Raw genomic sequence first — 15,125 nt, 5'->3', positions numbered from 1 at the left:
TCCTCAACCTTTCCACAACCAGTCTATGCGAAAGTCAAGCTCATTTTATGAAGGAAATCCTTAAAAAACGGGCCTAGAGTCCGGCAAGTTCGTCGGGAAGGCTCTGCCCTGGCGCAAATTCGAGCGCCTGCTTCGCGACATCAGAAATAAGATCGAGGAGCACCGGGTACTCTGTGTCCATGTAGTGTCCGTTACCGTTCGCGTCCACGAGCTGCGCTTTCAATGCCTCTGCCCACTTCTTCGCGTGATCGAACGGCACAAGGTTGTCATCGGGCGAATGGACGACAAAGAATTCCGAGGCCTTCCACGGCACGACGTCAAAGTCCAGATCTGTCATGAAAAGTGTTTGAAGTTCTGGCGTCTTTACCTGCCAGGGCGCCCCCACAAGAATGCACGCGCGCGGCCGACCTTTCAGTTCCACATATTCCAAGTACCGAAGAGCGAGCACCGCACCAAGCGAGTGCCCAAGCAAAATATCTTCGTGGTCCAACATACCGATCTTCTCGTGCAGAATCTCCATGAGCGGAAGGATCTCGAGCGGCTCGCCGGAGTGCAGAGGAAGTTCGGGAACCCGTACGCTAAACCCGCGGGCCTCAAGCTCGCGCTTGAGCCACGGGTGAAAATTCGATGCGGGAGTGGCATTCATGCCATGAACGAGAGTGACGCGCATAATGGCCCGATCCTATCAGGAAGCTCCCGTGGTGACAATCACTCTACGCTGCCTCTTCTTGACTTGGCGGAGTAATAAACTCCACTCTAAATGCCCGCAACGCATCAAGCAGGGACTCTTCAACTTGGGTCCGCACGCTTTTTGTGAGTGTCTTCCCGGCCTCCATCACAAGCGGACGAATTTTTTCAGCCAACTCCGGGTCCCCCATAGGAGCTTCCTGCTCTTCAAGAAGCCTTTGAAGTTCCGGCAGGACTTCTGTGTAGAGACGCGCACGTACCGTGATGCGCTCGCGGTTTTTCACACGCTTATTGAGATCGGAAACAGCGGCTCCGATCCGGTTGGTGAGCTCGAGTTCTGTGGGTAAGGTTACTTTTACCTCAACGGGACGATGTAGTCCTTCATGCATAGAGAGAAGAATTTTAATCACGAAGGTGATTTGTGGTGCCGAGGAGAGGATTCGAACCCCCACGGGTTGCCCCACCAGCTCCTAAGGCTGGCGCGTCTACCAATTTCGCCACCTCGGCTAAAAGTTATGCACAAAAAGCATCCTAACAGTCATTGACTTTTTTCTCAATTTGTGGTGGAATGATCATAACAAATATCTCCCTCGTTGGGGAGATATTTTGTTTGGCGCGCCATAAACTTATTCCTATGTTCTTACGTCACTTTGCACGGTTGGTTGGGTGTGCCCTCTCGGCTGCGGCGACATTTGTCGCCTTTCCTGCACATGCGGAAATCGCACCAGAACGTCCGGTGATCATCCGACAAACCACCAGCGTGGAAATAACAATTCCGGAAGGGACACTCGACCCCACGACACTTATTCGTCTTATTGAACAACTCTATGGCCCCACACGCTACACGCAAACGCCCGATGCCACGATCATCACCCTCCCCGCAGTTGCGGCGTTACCAATGGATCCTTCACCTCCTGCGGACTCCTCCGGATCTGCTGTCGAGATACCCGTCGCGGACCCTCTTCCTCGAAGCGATGACTCTCCCGCCGCACCTGATCCCCTAGGGGCGCCCGCCTCGACAGAGATGCAGACAACCGTTTCCGCAGAAGAGCCGCCGCTCCTCGTCGCTCCGGGGTCGCTGCGCATAAACGAGATTCTTCCCAACCCTATTGAAGGAGAAACCGAGTGGGTGGAGATCTACAATCCTTACAACAATCTTATCCTCACGCGAGGAATGTATCTGACCGACGCCAGTAATAAGCGCGTGGAGTTTCCCGATGTCATGGTCGGCTTTGACCAGTATGCACTCGTCGAGGTGCCCGGCAGCATCCTCAACAATTCTGGCGACCGCGTCGTCCTTCACGCCGCAAACGGCGATGTGATTGATAGCGCTGCGTACAGCGGCACATTCCAAAAAGGCGAGACGGCCGGATGGAGCGTCGATGGGTGGAAGAAAACAAGCGCGGCAAGCCCGCGCCTTCCAAATACATTCCCTCCCCCGCCACCCCCGCGCGAACCAGAGGTCGCCTCAACTCCTGCGCTTGTGATTCCAGAAATTACTGGATCGCCCCCTCCCCCCTCCGAGATTAGCCTTACACAAGCCAGCATCCCCGAGACGCCCCTCGCCGTTACTCTGCGTCTTGGAGAACTCTATCCCCGTCCACACGGCGCCGACGAGGAAGAAGAATACGTCACCATCGTGAATACGGGAGATGCACCAGCAGAGCTTTACGGCTGGTCGCTTGCAGACGCAGGAGGCAAAGTATGGAAAGCGGAGGGTACACACGTAGTTGCCGCACATGCAGAAGTGCAGCTTCCGCGTCCCCTCACCAAGATCACCCTCAACAACGACACGGACACGATCACTCTTGTACACCCAAACGGCATACCCATTGACTCCGTGACCTATAAAGATGCGCCAAAGGGTGGCCGCTACCGCAAAGAGGGTGAGACGTGGCGGTGGCAAGGGCAAATGGCGGCACTCGCTCCGTCCGGAGAGGCTCCAAGCCCCCCTCCTCTTGAGATTCCCCCCGTCTCTCTCACCCCCACTCCCGATACGCCAGAAATAGCCGTCGCATCTTCAGTAAAGGTAAAGAAAAGTTCGACATCGCGCACGGAGATCATCGAAGCGATTGTGTCCGCTCTGCCCGGGGCATTCTCCACGCAACAATTCTATGTGCAAAACCCGGATACACAGGTCTACATGCAGAAAGCAGACTTTCCAGAGCTTGCGCTCGGCGACCGTGTGCGGATGCAAGGAACTTTTGGCGAGGCCTACGGACAGAAACGATTCAAGGTGAGTGCGCGCGAGCACATCACCATTCTCGGACACGAAGAGCCCCCCGTGGCAACAGTGCTTCCGCTTGGTGAGATCGGCGACAAGCATGTGGGCGCGCTTCTTAAAACGGAAGGAGAAGTTGTCGAGGCCGCCTCGGAACGCGTGCGTCTGCAAGAAGGAACACATGAGCTAATCGTCTCGGCGAAACGTCCCACCGGCATAAACTTCACCTCGTTGAGCCCCGGCGAAAAGGTCACCATTACAGGGATTCTCGTCCTCTCAAACGGGACACGCCAGCTCTTGCCACGTACACAAGAGGACATCGTCCTGGAACAACCCGCAGAGGAACCAGCCGCTTCGGGCCTCGTCTTGGCCGTGCGTGAACCGCCACGATGGCTGTGGAGTTTTGCCGTCTTTACCTTCGGCATGCTTCTTCTCCTCGGTTGGTTTCTCCGTTCGCGTAGATTAAAACACCTTACTCTCCAAACATCGTATGGAAACTAAGAAAGACTATTCTGGAGCAAAGTGGTACAAGGAGATCACGATCGCTTTCCAATCGCTGGCCAATACCCTCGAGGTTGAACCGCAAGCCGTGAGTGAACTACAGGCTATCAGCAGGCCATAGTCCGCAAAAAACCCGAAACGCAAAAAGACTCCAGCCATGGAGTCTTTTTGATCGAGGAACATGTGAAAACGAGATGGAGCGGCAGACCGGGATCGAACCGGCGACCTTCTCCTTGGCAAGGAGACGTTCTACCACTGAACTACTGCCGCAAAACGAGACGAATATAACACGCGAGGCCACGACTCGCAAGAGTGGACAGTTCAACTTTTCCACGGTACGCTTTTGTGGCCTTTTACATGCTACGGTGGTGGAATTGGTATACACGAGGGACTTAAACTCCCTTGCCGCAAGGATTGAGGGTTCGAATCCCTCCCGTAGCACCACAGTATTGAAATTGACGTACATCACAGGAGCTGGGAAAATGGCCACACTATGCTCGAGCGGACAGAAGAACAACTCGCCTCTCCAGTCACTCCACAAAATACAAATAACGAGGAGCGGTCGTTTGAAATGCGTTTGCGTCCAGAGACCCTTGAAGAGTTCGTTGGACAAGAAGAGCTGAAGGAAAATCTGCATATCTTCCTTGAAGCGGCGAAGGCACGGCAAGAGCCTCTGGAGCACGTGCTTCTCTACGGCAATCCTGGATTAGGAAAAACGACCCTCGCCCACGTCCTTGCGAGAGAAATGGGCGCCAACATCCGCATTACAAGCGGGCCAGCGCTTGAGCGCGTGGGCGATTTGGCTGCTATCCTTTCCAATCTCGGTCCGGGCGACATCCTTTTCATTGACGAAATCCACCGCCTTAACAAAATGATCGAAGAAGTCCTCTACCCCGCAATGGAAGATTTTGTGCTTGATCTCGTGGTGGGAAAGGGACCGACGGCGCGCACTCTCCGGTTGAACCTTGAGCCGTTCACGCTTATCGGCGCCACCACGCGCCTCTCCTTGCTTTCAAGCCCCATGCGTGATCGTTTCGGCGCCACCTATCACCTCAACTTTTACACTCCGGCAGAGCTTGAGCGCATCGTGCACCAAAGCGCAGCGAAAATGAGCATCCCTATGGAACACGAGGCGGCATCGGTCATTGCATCACGCGCACGCCGCACCCCGCGCGTCGCAAATCGTCTGCTGAAGCGCGCACGCGACTTTGCCGAAGTCCGCGGAAGCGGCACCGTCACGGCAGAGAGCGCGCTTGCAGCGCTCGAGATGCTCGCGATTGATCCACTTGGCCTGGACGCCGCAGACCGGCACATTTTACATACGCTCGTGGAGAAGTTCGGCGGCGGCCCTGTGGGTCTTTCCACTCTCGCTGCCGCCACTCAAGAAGAAACGGACACACTTGAAGACGTACATGAACCATTTTTACTCCAGCTTGGATTCCTGGAACGCTCCGCACGCGGCCGCAAAGCCACCCCTCGAGCGTACGAACATCTCGGTCTTCCCTGTCCCGCAGTTTCCCCCTCCCTCTTATGACATTCCCTCTCTGGTACGTGCTCATTCCCTTTGGAGTCTTCCTGTTTTTCTTTCTCCTTGTCTGTCTGTTCAATACCTATCACTTGATCCGCTATGCCGACGGGGGTGCCCTTCCTTTCCTTGTCTTAAGTGTGTACCTCGCAGGAACGGTTCTTTTGCTCGGCGGCGGATTTCTCATTTTGGAGCCGCTTGATTGGATGCAAGCCACGACCATCTCCCCCGACTCCCTTCCCAATTTCTTCGAACTTCCTCCGGCGACGCTAAAATAATATGGCCCACGCAATAGTCACAAAACTCGAGCCGGGCGAAACGGTCGTTCTGATCCGTCGCGCACATTGGATCGTCCCCTTGAAAATCATTCTCACCGCCCTCGTGCTTTTTGCCGTGCCGCTTGGCGTTTATCAACTCATTGTTTTTGCTGCCCCCGCTCTCCTAGATCACACGGTCGCCCGGCCGATTCTCCTCCTCCTTACGGTGACCTATACTCTTGCCGTGTGGCTGTTTTCTTTCACAGATTTTATTGATTACTTTTTGGATGTCTGGATTCTGACCAGCGGCCGCGTGCTGAACATTGAGCAACACGGCTTGTTCCGCCGCACCGCGTCCGAACTCAACCTCTCTTCTATCCAAGATGTCACCGCCGAAACCAAAGGCATCCTGCAAACATTTTTCAAGTTTGGCGACGTATTCGTACAGACGGCCGCCGAACATGAACGCTTCCACATGAAACAGATCGCGCGTCCAGACGAAATGAAGATGAAAATTATGGAACTCTCGGAAAAAGACCGTATCCACGAGCAGGGGGTTGGCACACCGGCAAAGGCGTGATACAGTCTGGCCCACACAACAACCCTCTATGAACAGCGCCATGCGAGCTCGCATTCGTCATGCGAATAAAAATACCAAGATCGGCAAGAAAATCACCATCCGCCGGAAGTACCGTCACTTGGTCAAAAAGTAAAGAAAAAGGTGCCTGGCACCTTTTTTGTTTTACCACTCGCGACGGAAGTCTATGCCCGTGTAGTAGCTCTTCATGATTTCCTTCCACCCCAACCCCTGACGTGCCTGGCAGGCTGCGCCGGTTGCACTCATGCCCACCCCGTGTCCGCGTAAACTCTTTCCTTCATCGCACGCAACAGGAACAGAAACAAGGTACGGGAGGGCGCCACGCCACACCTCACTCCAACTGCGCGTGCGCCCGTCGGAACTGGCGAAATAGGTCGTAAGCGCCGTCTGACCATCGTGCGTCACCACCACGCCCGCCGTCGCTTGTACTGCCGCCACAAACTGCGGCATGCGCGCCTCACTTCCATAACCCTTGTAGACTTGGTCACGGTACGCATCCACCATGAATCCCTCTGCCGTATATTTTGTTTTGCGCTCCGACTGGTAATAGGCGTAACTTCTCGCGGCCGTCGCAATAGCTTTTTGATATTCGATGGGCGACGCGTTAGACGTTTCGGCAAGGCCACGCAAATACATTTCTATAGGGAGTTCGTTAACGACCCAGATGCGATCTTTTTTTGTGTTATGACGAATCTCTAAAATATTCCGGAACTGGTTATCCGCAAACTCGGTGCCCCGTGTCGCACGGCGATCAAAATTGGTGATTGTCAGAACGGCATTTGGCACATCGGGAATAAAGCGCAGTGGCGTGGGAGAGGACTGGAGTCCGTCTCCGGCATCAAAGAAATACTGCCCATCTTTGTAGAGAGCGACGACTTCCCCTGCGCGCGGCACACTCCCTAACCGCACCCCCGTCTCGTCTCCGACCGAGAGCATTTCGCAATCGCACCGCAAGACAACCTTATTCTGTGTTTCCTCGTCCACCAACAGCACCCCCACACGCAGAGTGGGTTCGACGATTTTATCCATACGATCGAGAATCCCATCCTTAATGGGGGAGGAGATAACCTCGCCAGCGTCTGTCGTAACTTCCACCGGAATGGTTATCTCTCCGCCGATCACTTCCGTGCCGTCTGCGGTGTATCGGAAGGTCACAAGGTGTTCGCCGGCAGTTCGCGGCGTAAGAAAAGCAAACGAGATGACATCGGTCGCCCCGGGCGGCACGGTCCCCTCGTTTTGAACAGCCGCGCGGGAGGCACTCACCCACGCGGGATGCGCAAACGCCATCGAGGCTGCCGGTACATCTATCGCTCGCTTTTGCCACGTCTTCGTTCCTGTATTTTTGATGCCAACGGTGTAGAGAATCGAGCGGCCACCCTTCGTCACCACACGGTCGGCGCTGCGCACGACAATCTCGGCCGTGTACCCTTCCGCACCTACCGTCTCTGCATCAACATCCTGCCCGCTCTCCTCACCTCCAAAATCCAAGAGGGCAGCAGTCGGTTCTGTCACCACAATGGTAAGTGTGACTTTCCCACCGGGAATCCATGTGACTTCTTCAGCGGCAAGTTGAAAACTCTCCGTATATGCTCCGGGCATCCCTGGCGCCGCGAGCTCAAACGTGACGGTCCCCTCTTCGCCAACTGCTATAGATGCTTGGCCGACACGCTTCACCTGTGCGGGAGCCAGCCAGGTGCCAGGGTCGAAAATACTTTTGCGGTAATTGGGCTCCACCGTGTAAAGTGACACGTACCCCGCCCCATCATTCTTCCATACTTTTGTGCCGATATTGCGAAACGCGAACGTCACCTCTTTGCGCTCCCCTGCCTCAAATGTCAGTTGATTTTTACTTGGTACGCCTGTCGCAAGCGCCTCATATCCTTTCCGCGGCGCCGCCGAAACAACAGAGGGGAGAAGAAGGAGAAAAAAAATGAAACCCATCAATCTCATAAGAGCTCCAGTGTAACAAAAATTGACCGATCCCCCAACTTCCACGACAATACGCGGTATCTATGACCGCCATGGCTTCTATTGCGAAAAACTATGCTGTGCAGTTCGGCGGGCGAGTAGTGGGTGTTCTGCTCGGACTCGTTACCCTGGCCCTCATGACACGTGCGCTTGGCGACGCTGGATATGGAGAATTCACCACCGCTACGACCTACTTGCAGATGGTGGCCATTGTCGTGGACGCTGGGCTTACGCTTACATTTCTCCAACTCCTCTCCCAAGATGACGTAGACGAGAGTCGGCTGGCGCGCGCATTTTTTGGTTTGCGTCTTGCCCTTGGTGTTGTCTTGCTTGGCACGGCGGCAGGACTTGCTTTTCTCACTCCTTACCCGCCGGCTATTCAGTGGGCAATCGCGGTAGGCTCGTTAAGCTACCTCGCCCTCTCAGCTTCGGGGATGCTTACAGGGATTTTCCAAAAGCATTTGGAGATGAAGCGCGCGGTGCGTGCAGAGATGATCGGTCGCCTCTGCACCCTGGCCCTTGTGTGGTACGTCGCCGCTGCCGAGTTTGGCGTCGTGGCCATGATGGCGGCCACGACCGTGGGGAACGTGGTTCAGCTCCTCGCAACCCTGCGCGAGGCGCGTCCGTTTGTCTCTCTGCTCCCCACGGTAGACCTCTCCATATGGCGCACAGCTCTTCGTCAGTCGTGGCCGATCGGCGTGTCTATTTTCTTCAATCTTCTGTATCTTAAAAGCGACATCATCATTCTTGGATTTTATTTCCCGCAATCAGAGGTGGGAATCTATGGTGCCGGCTACCGATTTGTGGATGTGTTCACGGCACTTCCCGTCATGTACATGGGGCTTGTGCTGCCGCAGATGGCTTCGGCATGGGCGAATAAACAGAGAGAGATTTTTCAGACCTTCTTTCAGCGAACGTTTGATGTCTTCGCTCTTTTTGTCCTCCCGCTCGTCGTCGGCACGCCGTTTGTGGCAAACGCCCTCATGCGCCTTATTGCTGGGGAAGAGTTTGCACGCTCCGGCCCCATTCTTTCTCTTCTCATGCTGGCTCTTATCCCCATATTCTTTGGGGCATTGAGCGGACATGCGGTGGTCGCCATCCATAAGCAGCGCGCGGTCATCGGGTGGTACGCGCTCACCGCCGTCTTTGCTCTTGCCGGCTACTTCCTTCTTATTCCGCGCTTCGGCCTCCCCGCCGCCGCACTCATGACGGTAGCAAGCGAACTCATGATTAACCTGCTTACCACAATGGTGGTGCTCCGCACTTCACACACGCGCCTCTCACTCCATTTTGCAGGAGTTGCTCTTGGCGCAAGTGCCATTATGGCTCTCGTGCTTTGGGCTCTTCCCTCCCTTTCCCTTTTCCCAACGGTGTTTATCGGCACCACGCTCTATGTAGCCGCCGTTATGGCTTTGGGCGGTGTGCGTCCGGCAATGGTCCGCGAACTTCTTTTTAGCACCTAGTATGATCGCGTTTGGTTTTATTGCCACCGTGCTCTTTGGTGTATTGGCATGGAGAGACTTGAAGACGACCCTTCTCTTTCTTGTCGCCGCCGCGCCTATCTACCTGTGGCGTTTTGATGTTCTTGGCATCCCAACCACCATGCTTGAAGTGTGGGTATGGATATTTTTTGCAGCATGGGTCATTCGCTCACTCAAAGAGAAACCCTGGCGTCTTGCTCGTTGTACACCAAGTGCGTTCCTATCTCTTCGACTCCCCATTACTGTAATTCTTGCGGCAGGTATTCTCTCCCTTTTCATCGCCCCGGATTTTTTTGCGGCATTGGGAATTCTGAAAGCGTACTTCGTGGAGCCACTTATTCTTTTTGTCGCCCTCGTCTCCATCCTGAAACGCGACGACCTTCCGCGTCTTTTGGCTGCACTCGCGGGAAGTGTCCTGGTCCTATCCCTCGGAGGACTCGCGCAAACTTTTACAGGGCTTGGAATTCCCGCCCCGTGGGACATTGAGGGACGCATCACGAGCGTCTTTGCGTATCCCAACGCGCTCGGACTTTTCGTGGCACCCATCATAAGCGCCTTGTTGGTGTTTGGTAGAAAGCCGCGTGCGTTTTTTGTGTGGGCCATCGCTTTTGGCATCAACGCCATTGTGGCGGCAGAGACCGAAGCTGCATTGGTGGCTATTCCGGCCTCACTCGTTCTTGTTGCCTTTCTTTCGCAAAAGAAATCTCTACGCACGGGCGTCCTTGCCATAGGCGTGGCATTCCTCCTTGCCGTGCTTCTGTCTTCCTCCATTAAAGACAAGGTGACTCTGCGTGATTGGTCTGGAGAAGTGCGGCGATCGCAATGGAGTGAAACGTGGATCATGCTCACAGACGAGCCCGTGCAGTTTATTTTCGGTGCCGGTCTGTCGGGCTATCCCAGAGCGATAGAGCCGTACCATAAAGACACGCGATTCGAAATCTTCCAATACCCACACAATATTTTCCTAAACATCTGGGTAGAGCTTGGGCTCCTGGGGCTCCTGGGATTTCTCCTCCTTGCGTACACCCTCGCAAAAATCGTCTGGCGGCACCGGCAGGATCGGTTCGTCCTTGCGGGAACCGCGGCGTTACTTACCATGTTTGTTCACGGTCTTGTCGATGTGCCGTACTTTAAAAACGATCTGGCCATCCTCACATGGAGTTTCGTCGCCGTCATCATTCTCGCGACACACAAACCAGAAACGGTATGAGTGATCTTCCGTCAAAACTCGTAGAGATCATTCGGCACGAACCGCGTCTCATTGGCGCGCTTCAAATTGTGCGTGACCTCCATCTTCCCGACTGGTACATTGCGGCTGGCGCCATTCGCAACACCGTGTGGGACGTCCTCCACGGCTACACGCACCGTACACCACTTAACGATGTGGACGTGGTGTACTTCGAGACACGCGATGATGCTCTTGCGCACGATCTCTCCCTTTGGGAGAAGCTCCAAGAACGAGATGGCACCTACACGTGGAACGTGTTCAACCAGGCGCGCGCGCACGAAAAGTTTCCTCTCTACCCGACCCACGGACCGACCTCGATATTCATGTCTTACTGGAGTGAGACGCCCACTTGTGTCGGCGTCCGGCTGGAGCCAGATGACACGCTCACGATCTCCGCGCCTCACGGCCTGGAAGACCTCTTTCATTTGCGCGTCCGCCCTGTTCCCCCTCCCTTTCAAGACATGGAGCTTTACCGTCGCCGCACAACAGCAAAACGATGGCAGGAAACATGGCCGCACCTGCAGATTGATAAAGATGTTTAACGCGCGAGTTTCTTTTTGAAATAATCCACCCACGGAATGGCGTTTGGATTCACGCCGTTTAACTTCACAAGGGCAAACGAACAGAGACTCCCGAACTGGAGCAGGACAAGCGCCTCGGCAAGAGGTGTCTTGGCAGAGATGGGGACGGTCACGCAGGGAATATGTTGGCGGCGCATGACTTCTTGCGTCACACTCATGCGGCGCGCAATGCTACCTTGATAGAATGTCGAGGCGAAGAAGACCGCCACAAGATCGCGGACGGCGCGGGGATGCGTGAGTCCTTCCATTAAGTGGTGGTTGAGCTCGGGAATGGTGTCTTCGACAGCAAACTGCTTTGCATTCTCGTGTATCTGGTTGCGTGTTGCACGCAAGACGCCACGCAGATGCTCCGCCCCGATAAGAAGAGGGATGCGGCCGTGCAGTTTTTTGGCGAGTGCCGTTGCCCCCTTCTCAAAATTTCCTTTTGCCATCTGACGTTGCAGCTCTCGAACGGCTTCCATAACTTCCCTCGTGGAAACTTTCACGTATCCAAGCCGGGAAAGAATCCCAAGTCCGGCAAAAAAAGTAATCCCCACTCCCATGCGCGGCTGGAGGGATACATTCGTCTGGCGATCATCAAAAATGTAGGCGGGAATATTCTTTTGTCTTGCAAACGCCGCGAGCTCCGCTCCCTTTGCAACAATGACAAGTTTGCATCCACGCTTGTGCGCCTCTTTAGCCATGCGCACGACCTCCTCGGTGCTCCCACTATAGGAAACGGCGACCACGAGCGTCTTTGCATTCGCCCATGCGGGAAGATTCCCGGCCGAAGCTATAACAACAGGGGTGCGAAGACGATCCGCGCCCCACGCAAGGACAATCTCTGCGCCAAATGCCGAGCCGCCGGTCCCGACGAGGGCAACATTTGTGCATGTACGATACGATGCGGGGAAAACGACGCGTCGCGATTCCTGCCATCCCTGAAGACACTGTGTGGGAAGGGCGAGGATGGACGCGCGAGAGCGTTCAAGGTCGGTCATAATTATGTATCAGAATGTGTTGTGTGAATTTGATCCAGAAGGCGCTGCTCATCCGCGCGTGAACCTGTAAACGCCCAGTCTTCCTCATTCGTGAGCCGATCGCAAAACGTGTAGTACTCGTCGCCCGTCTTCCATAATACAACACCGAGTGTCGTCGCGAGTGTTTCAAGAAGCTTTTGTTCTTTTTCCAGGTCGTTTTTGTTTTCAACCATCTTTTCAAACTCCACATACGCAAGCCCGCTCTGCCCTTTGGCGAGCGTCACGTCAATGCCATCAACCACGTAGTGCGTTTGAAAACGCGTCCCTACTTTCACCAGTGAAAAGTCCATCGCCGCAAAAATTTTGGCAAAGCCGACCATTTGGTCAAGACTCACCTTTTCGCACACCTCCGTACGATCGTGCGCATGAAACGCGCCGATCTTTGCCACAACCTCGGCTTCTCCGTTTGTGATGCGGCAGCGCACATCCACTTTTTTCTCCCCCATTTTCCCAAAACACATCACACTCGTGCGCCGCTTCTCCATCGGTGTCGTTCCCGCATCCACCGCCGCCTTATCCAACCGCGCCTTTAATGCATCGTAGTTCGTCGTACACTCTCCTCGGAGTTCAAGTTCGATCATAGGTATGCTCGTTCTTTAACCATTCGCCTAACGCTCCCACGTCCGGAAATATCTTATCAAAGATAGCGTATAGTGTTTCTGTTTTCTGCAGTGTGCCGACGGCGTAGCATTTTTTACCCATCCCGTAAGCGATTCCTGCTTCAATGTGCCCAGAAATTCCTGCGGGGAGCACCAAGACAAAAGTGCGGGATTCCTTTTCTGCCTGTAAGTCTGTGTGAAAAACTTTGCGGACAAATTCATGGTCCTGCGGAAGTGATTCTAGTTTTTGCATGATCGTCTCAATGTCGCCGTCCATCGTAAATTCCACTGTCCCTCCTTCGTAGAAGTTCTCGATAAAACAATAGGCAGATCTCCCATGCCGGCGGATCAAATCGAGCGCTTCTTTGACGGCTTCCCTATTGCGCCACCGTCCCGCCACATAAAAGTCATAGGCCATAGTGTTCCCTGTATTACCGATCTACGTCGTAGGCGACTTGAATATTGCCGCCTTTCGTCTTAATTTTACGAATTGCCATGTGTCCGATCTCGGAAAGGCGCCCAACGTGCGTGCCGCCGCAAGGCACAGCAAAATCGCCGTAGAAAACCACGCGCGTGGGCTTGCCTTCAGGAATGTAGTCGGGCACAAAGTGGCAGACCTCATGAAGTTTATCCTTTTCCATGAACTGTAGGGTGGTTTTTCTATCCTCTGCAATCACCTTGTTGCACACCGCTTCAAGATCGGCTTTCAATTTTTCCTTATCTGCATTTTCTACATCACCGGCATACTCCACATACGGGCCGTCGGGGAAGTGGTACCCCTTTCCAGGAATCCATTTGAGTCCAAGCGATGTGACGCCTAAATCCACCACGTGCCCGGCAGAGTGTAGCCGGCTGTGCAATTGTCGGCGATCCTTTTGCACCGTACAGGCGACTTCTTGCCCTGCGGCGAAAGTCCCGTGTTCAAATTTTCCGATATGCCGCACAATGCCGTCCACAAACCGCACCTCTTCCACAAGAAACGTGGCGCCGTTCGACTGCATGACTCCCTGATCGTAAGGTTGTCCGCCGCCTTGAGGGTAGAAGATGGTCGCTTCAAGCACGATGACGTCCCTCTCGCCGTCCTTTTCCACAGACACAACCTTAGCGGTATTCTCCAAGACATCGCTGTGTTCAAGGTAGAGAAGTTTTGTGGAGTCCATAAGCTACATGCTTATCGTTGACTTCGGAATATCCACACGTTACACTCGTCCCCACGACCAAGCAAGGAGAGGTGGCAGAGTGGTCGAACGCGCATGACTCGAAATCATGTATATCCGCAAGGGTATCGAGGGTTCGAATCCCTCCCTCTCCGCCAAGCTTTACACTTTCCGATATCGCGTCGTGCGGCCCTGTCCGATACGCTCGATCTTTTTCAGCCTTAGCAAGACATCGATCGCCTGCGAGACAGTCGGGCGCGCGACTCCAGTCGCTTTGGCGATATCTCCCGCCGTTGCTTCATCCGCCGTTTCAAGATACCGCCACACGGCGAGCTGTTTAGGGGAGAGGATTTTCTCAATGTTTTCGTGCGACAGTAACTCAATAGCCTGTCGCGCCTGTTCAAGCGAGATAGTCAAAAAGAACTCAAGCCAGGGTTCGATATCTTCGTACTCACTTGCCAACGTCAACTGGCTCTTGCGTAGAGCTACGTAATACTCCGCCTTGCTGTCCTCGACGAGCTTTTCGTGGGAGACGTACGGCACGTAGGCGTATCCCGCTTTCAGCAACAGGAGGTTTGTGAGAATGCGCGAGAGACGGCCGTTCCCGTCCTGGAACGGGTGGATCGCAAGAAAGGTCAGCAGAAAGTTTCCGATGATGAGCAGTGGGTGATATTCGCTTTCATCCAGCGCAGAGATCGTCCATTCGACGAGCTCCTGCATCTGCTTGGGCGTGAGGAAAGCAGGAGTCGTCTTGAATACGACGCCAAGTGACTTGCCTGACTCCTCGAACATCTCAACGTTGTTTTCTGTCTTTTTATACTCGCCTCGGTGGCGCTCGTCCTTATCGACGTATTTAAGGAGTTCTTTGTGCGAGTGCTTGATCATGCTCTCGTTAAACGGAATTTGTTTCCAGACATCGAAAACCGTGGAAAGCAATTCAAAGTATCCCTGCACTTCTTGCTTGTCGCGATCCTTAAATTTTTGTACGGAAATCCCGCGTATGATCTTTTCCACATCTTCGTCTGACAGTGTCGCTCCTTCAATGCGCGTCGAAGCCGCCGATGAAGTCACTAAAACAGAACGCTTCAGTCGACCAAGCGCTTGAGGATTAAGCTTTGCCCCACCGATCCATTGACCCTTAAGATGATCAATCTGATTGATAAGCGACCAAATGCGTTGCGAAACATGCGCAATGCGTTTCTCTCTCTTTTCCATAAATCTCGTAAGTTAACTATATGAGATTGTATATGATTACCACCCACCGAGCAAGTGGTGGCATACCAAGCCTAAATACCCCTGCTAA

At 54.1% G+C, this 15,125-nt stretch carries 15 protein-coding genes and 4 tRNA genes; 9 read left to right on the top strand and 10 right to left on the bottom strand.

The genetic code is table 11. The features are described from left to right. Positions 1–73: 73 nt before the first annotated feature. The 3 genes from HYW18_00640 to HYW18_00630 all read right to left on the bottom strand — a co-directional run bounded on the left by HYW18_00640 (position 74) and on the right by HYW18_00630 (position 1,194). Positions 74–670, bottom strand: coding sequence for an alpha/beta fold hydrolase (locus tag HYW18_00640; protein MBI2484650.1), 597 nt, complete (start codon positions 668–670; stop codon positions 74–76). 43 nt (positions 671–713) lie between these two features. Continuing rightward, complete coding sequence (locus HYW18_00635; protein ID MBI2484649.1) at positions 714–1,076, bottom strand: hypothetical protein; 363 nt, start codon at positions 1,074–1,076, stop codon at positions 714–716. A 33-nt stretch (positions 1,077–1,109) separates the two neighbouring features. Then, positions 1,110–1,194 (bottom strand) — tRNA-Leu (locus HYW18_00630). A 127-nt stretch (positions 1,195–1,321) separates the two neighbouring features. Here HYW18_00630 and HYW18_00625 point away from each other — a divergent pair. Beyond that, positions 1,322–3,409, top strand: coding sequence for a lamin tail domain-containing protein (locus HYW18_00625; GenBank protein ID MBI2484648.1), 2,088 nt, complete (start codon positions 1,322–1,324; stop codon positions 3,407–3,409). A gap of 195 nt (positions 3,410–3,604) precedes the next feature. On the opposite strand, the gene HYW18_00620 is transcribed toward HYW18_00625, so the two are convergent. Continuing rightward, a tRNA-Gly gene (locus HYW18_00620) sits at positions 3,605–3,679 on the bottom strand. An 89-nt stretch (positions 3,680–3,768) separates the two neighbouring features. Here HYW18_00620 and HYW18_00615 point away from each other — a divergent pair. The 4 genes from HYW18_00615 (at position 3,769) to HYW18_00600 (ending at position 5,771) form a co-directional block, all read left to right on the top strand. Further along, positions 3,769–3,853, top strand: a tRNA-Leu gene (locus HYW18_00615). 49 nt (positions 3,854–3,902) lie between these two features. Beyond that, positions 3,903–4,943: a Holliday junction branch migration DNA helicase RuvB gene (gene ruvB, locus HYW18_00610; protein ID MBI2484647.1), complete on the top strand. Its 1,041-nt coding sequence runs from the start codon at positions 3,903–3,905 to the stop codon at positions 4,941–4,943. After that, positions 4,940–5,212: a hypothetical protein gene (locus tag HYW18_00605; protein ID MBI2484646.1), complete on the top strand. Its 273-nt coding sequence runs from the start codon at positions 4,940–4,942 to the stop codon at positions 5,210–5,212. Before ruvB ends, HYW18_00605 begins: the two co-directional genes overlap by 4 nt. 1 nt (position 5,213) lies before the next feature. Then, positions 5,214–5,771, top strand: a complete 558-nt coding sequence (locus tag HYW18_00600; protein ID MBI2484645.1) for a PH domain-containing protein — start codon at positions 5,214–5,216, stop codon at positions 5,769–5,771. Positions 5,772–5,933: 162 nt separating this feature from the next. Here the strand turns inward: HYW18_00600 and HYW18_00595 are convergent, their stop codons facing one another. Then, the gene (locus HYW18_00595; protein ID MBI2484644.1) at positions 5,934–7,739 is read right to left on the bottom strand and encodes a hypothetical protein; all 1,806 of its coding nucleotides are present in this window, start codon (positions 7,737–7,739) and stop codon (positions 5,934–5,936) included. Between the two features lie 62 nt (positions 7,740–7,801). Between HYW18_00595 and HYW18_00590 the strand changes: the two genes are divergently transcribed. From HYW18_00590 to HYW18_00580, 3 genes are read left to right on the top strand one after another with little or no spacing between them, the layout of a single operon-like run. After that, positions 7,802–9,220, top strand: coding sequence for a flippase (locus HYW18_00590; GenBank protein MBI2484643.1), 1,419 nt, complete (start codon positions 7,802–7,804; stop codon positions 9,218–9,220). A 1-nt stretch (position 9,221) separates the two neighbouring features. Next, a complete protein-coding gene (locus HYW18_00585; GenBank protein MBI2484642.1) occupies positions 9,222–10,448 on the top strand; it encodes an O-antigen ligase family protein in 1,227 nt (408 codons plus the stop codon). Continuing rightward, the gene (locus HYW18_00580; protein ID MBI2484641.1) at positions 10,445–11,008 is read left to right on the top strand and encodes a nucleotidyltransferase family protein; all 564 of its coding nucleotides are present in this window, start codon (positions 10,445–10,447) and stop codon (positions 11,006–11,008) included. The genes HYW18_00585 and HYW18_00580 overlap by 4 nt, the downstream gene beginning before the upstream one ends. Here HYW18_00580 and HYW18_00575 read toward each other — a convergent pair. Genes HYW18_00575 through HYW18_00560 form a run of 4 tightly spaced genes read right to left on the bottom strand, consistent with a single transcriptional unit; the run spans position 11,005 to position 13,825 of the window. Next, the gene (locus HYW18_00575; GenBank protein ID MBI2484640.1) at positions 11,005–12,027 is read right to left on the bottom strand and encodes a hypothetical protein; all 1,023 of its coding nucleotides are present in this window, start codon (positions 12,025–12,027) and stop codon (positions 11,005–11,007) included. The genes HYW18_00580 and HYW18_00575 overlap by 4 nt on opposite strands. A gap of 2 nt (positions 12,028–12,029) precedes the next feature. After that, positions 12,030–12,647: a hypothetical protein gene (locus HYW18_00570; protein ID MBI2484639.1), complete on the bottom strand. Its 618-nt coding sequence runs from the start codon at positions 12,645–12,647 to the stop codon at positions 12,030–12,032. After that, positions 12,634–13,083: a hypothetical protein gene (locus HYW18_00565; GenBank protein MBI2484638.1), complete on the bottom strand. Its 450-nt coding sequence runs from the start codon at positions 13,081–13,083 to the stop codon at positions 12,634–12,636. Before HYW18_00565 ends, HYW18_00570 begins: the two co-directional genes overlap by 14 nt. 13 nt (positions 13,084–13,096) lie before the next feature. Then, on the bottom strand, positions 13,097–13,825 hold the full coding sequence (locus tag HYW18_00560; GenBank protein MBI2484637.1) for a hypothetical protein: 729 nt from the start codon (positions 13,823–13,825) through the stop codon (positions 13,097–13,099). 65 nt (positions 13,826–13,890) lie between these two features. On the opposite strand from HYW18_00560, the gene HYW18_00555 reads away from it, so the two are divergent. Then, positions 13,891–13,980 (top strand) — tRNA-Ser (locus tag HYW18_00555). A gap of 4 nt (positions 13,981–13,984) precedes the next feature. On the opposite strand, the gene HYW18_00550 is transcribed toward HYW18_00555, so the two are convergent. After that, entirely contained in the window at positions 13,985–15,037 is a 1,053-nt protein-coding gene (locus HYW18_00550; protein MBI2484636.1) for a Fic family protein, read from the bottom strand. Positions 15,038–15,125 lie beyond the last annotated feature (88 nt).

This window comes from Candidatus Uhrbacteria bacterium (assembly GCA_016187485.1).
Lineage (GTDB): Bacteria > Patescibacteriota > Patescibacteriia > UBA9934 > UBA10169 > JACPJO01.
This window is presented reverse-complemented; position numbering and strand designations above follow the sequence as displayed.

Coding starts and splice junctions, on each gene's coding strand:
- HYW18_00640 (MBI2484650.1), bottom strand. CDS start 670: ATGCGCGTCACTCTCGTTCATGGCATGAATGCCACTCCCGCATCGAAT.
- HYW18_00635 (MBI2484649.1), bottom strand. CDS start 1,076: ATGCATGAAGGACTACATCGTCCCGTTGAGGTAAAAGTAACCTTACCC.
- HYW18_00625 (MBI2484648.1), top strand. CDS start 1,322: ATGTTCTTACGTCACTTTGCACGGTTGGTTGGGTGTGCCCTCTCGGCT.
- ruvB (MBI2484647.1), top strand. CDS start 3,903: ATGCTCGAGCGGACAGAAGAACAACTCGCCTCTCCAGTCACTCCACAA.
- HYW18_00605 (MBI2484646.1), top strand. CDS start 4,940: ATGACATTCCCTCTCTGGTACGTGCTCATTCCCTTTGGAGTCTTCCTG.
- HYW18_00600 (MBI2484645.1), top strand. CDS start 5,214: ATGGCCCACGCAATAGTCACAAAACTCGAGCCGGGCGAAACGGTCGTT.
- HYW18_00595 (MBI2484644.1), bottom strand. CDS start 7,739: ATGAGATTGATGGGTTTCATTTTTTTTCTCCTTCTTCTCCCCTCTGTT.
- HYW18_00590 (MBI2484643.1), top strand. CDS start 7,802: ATGACCGCCATGGCTTCTATTGCGAAAAACTATGCTGTGCAGTTCGGC.
- HYW18_00585 (MBI2484642.1), top strand. CDS start 9,222: ATGATCGCGTTTGGTTTTATTGCCACCGTGCTCTTTGGTGTATTGGCA.
- HYW18_00580 (MBI2484641.1), top strand. CDS start 10,445: ATGAGTGATCTTCCGTCAAAACTCGTAGAGATCATTCGGCACGAACCG.
- HYW18_00575 (MBI2484640.1), bottom strand. CDS start 12,027: ATGACCGACCTTGAACGCTCTCGCGCGTCCATCCTCGCCCTTCCCACA.
- HYW18_00570 (MBI2484639.1), bottom strand. CDS start 12,647: ATGATCGAACTTGAACTCCGAGGAGAGTGTACGACGAACTACGATGCA.
- HYW18_00565 (MBI2484638.1), bottom strand. CDS start 13,083: ATGGCCTATGACTTTTATGTGGCGGGACGGTGGCGCAATAGGGAAGCC.
- HYW18_00560 (MBI2484637.1), bottom strand. CDS start 13,825: ATGGACTCCACAAAACTTCTCTACCTTGAACACAGCGATGTCTTGGAG.
- HYW18_00550 (MBI2484636.1), bottom strand. CDS start 15,037: ATGGAAAAGAGAGAGAAACGCATTGCGCATGTTTCGCAACGCATTTGG.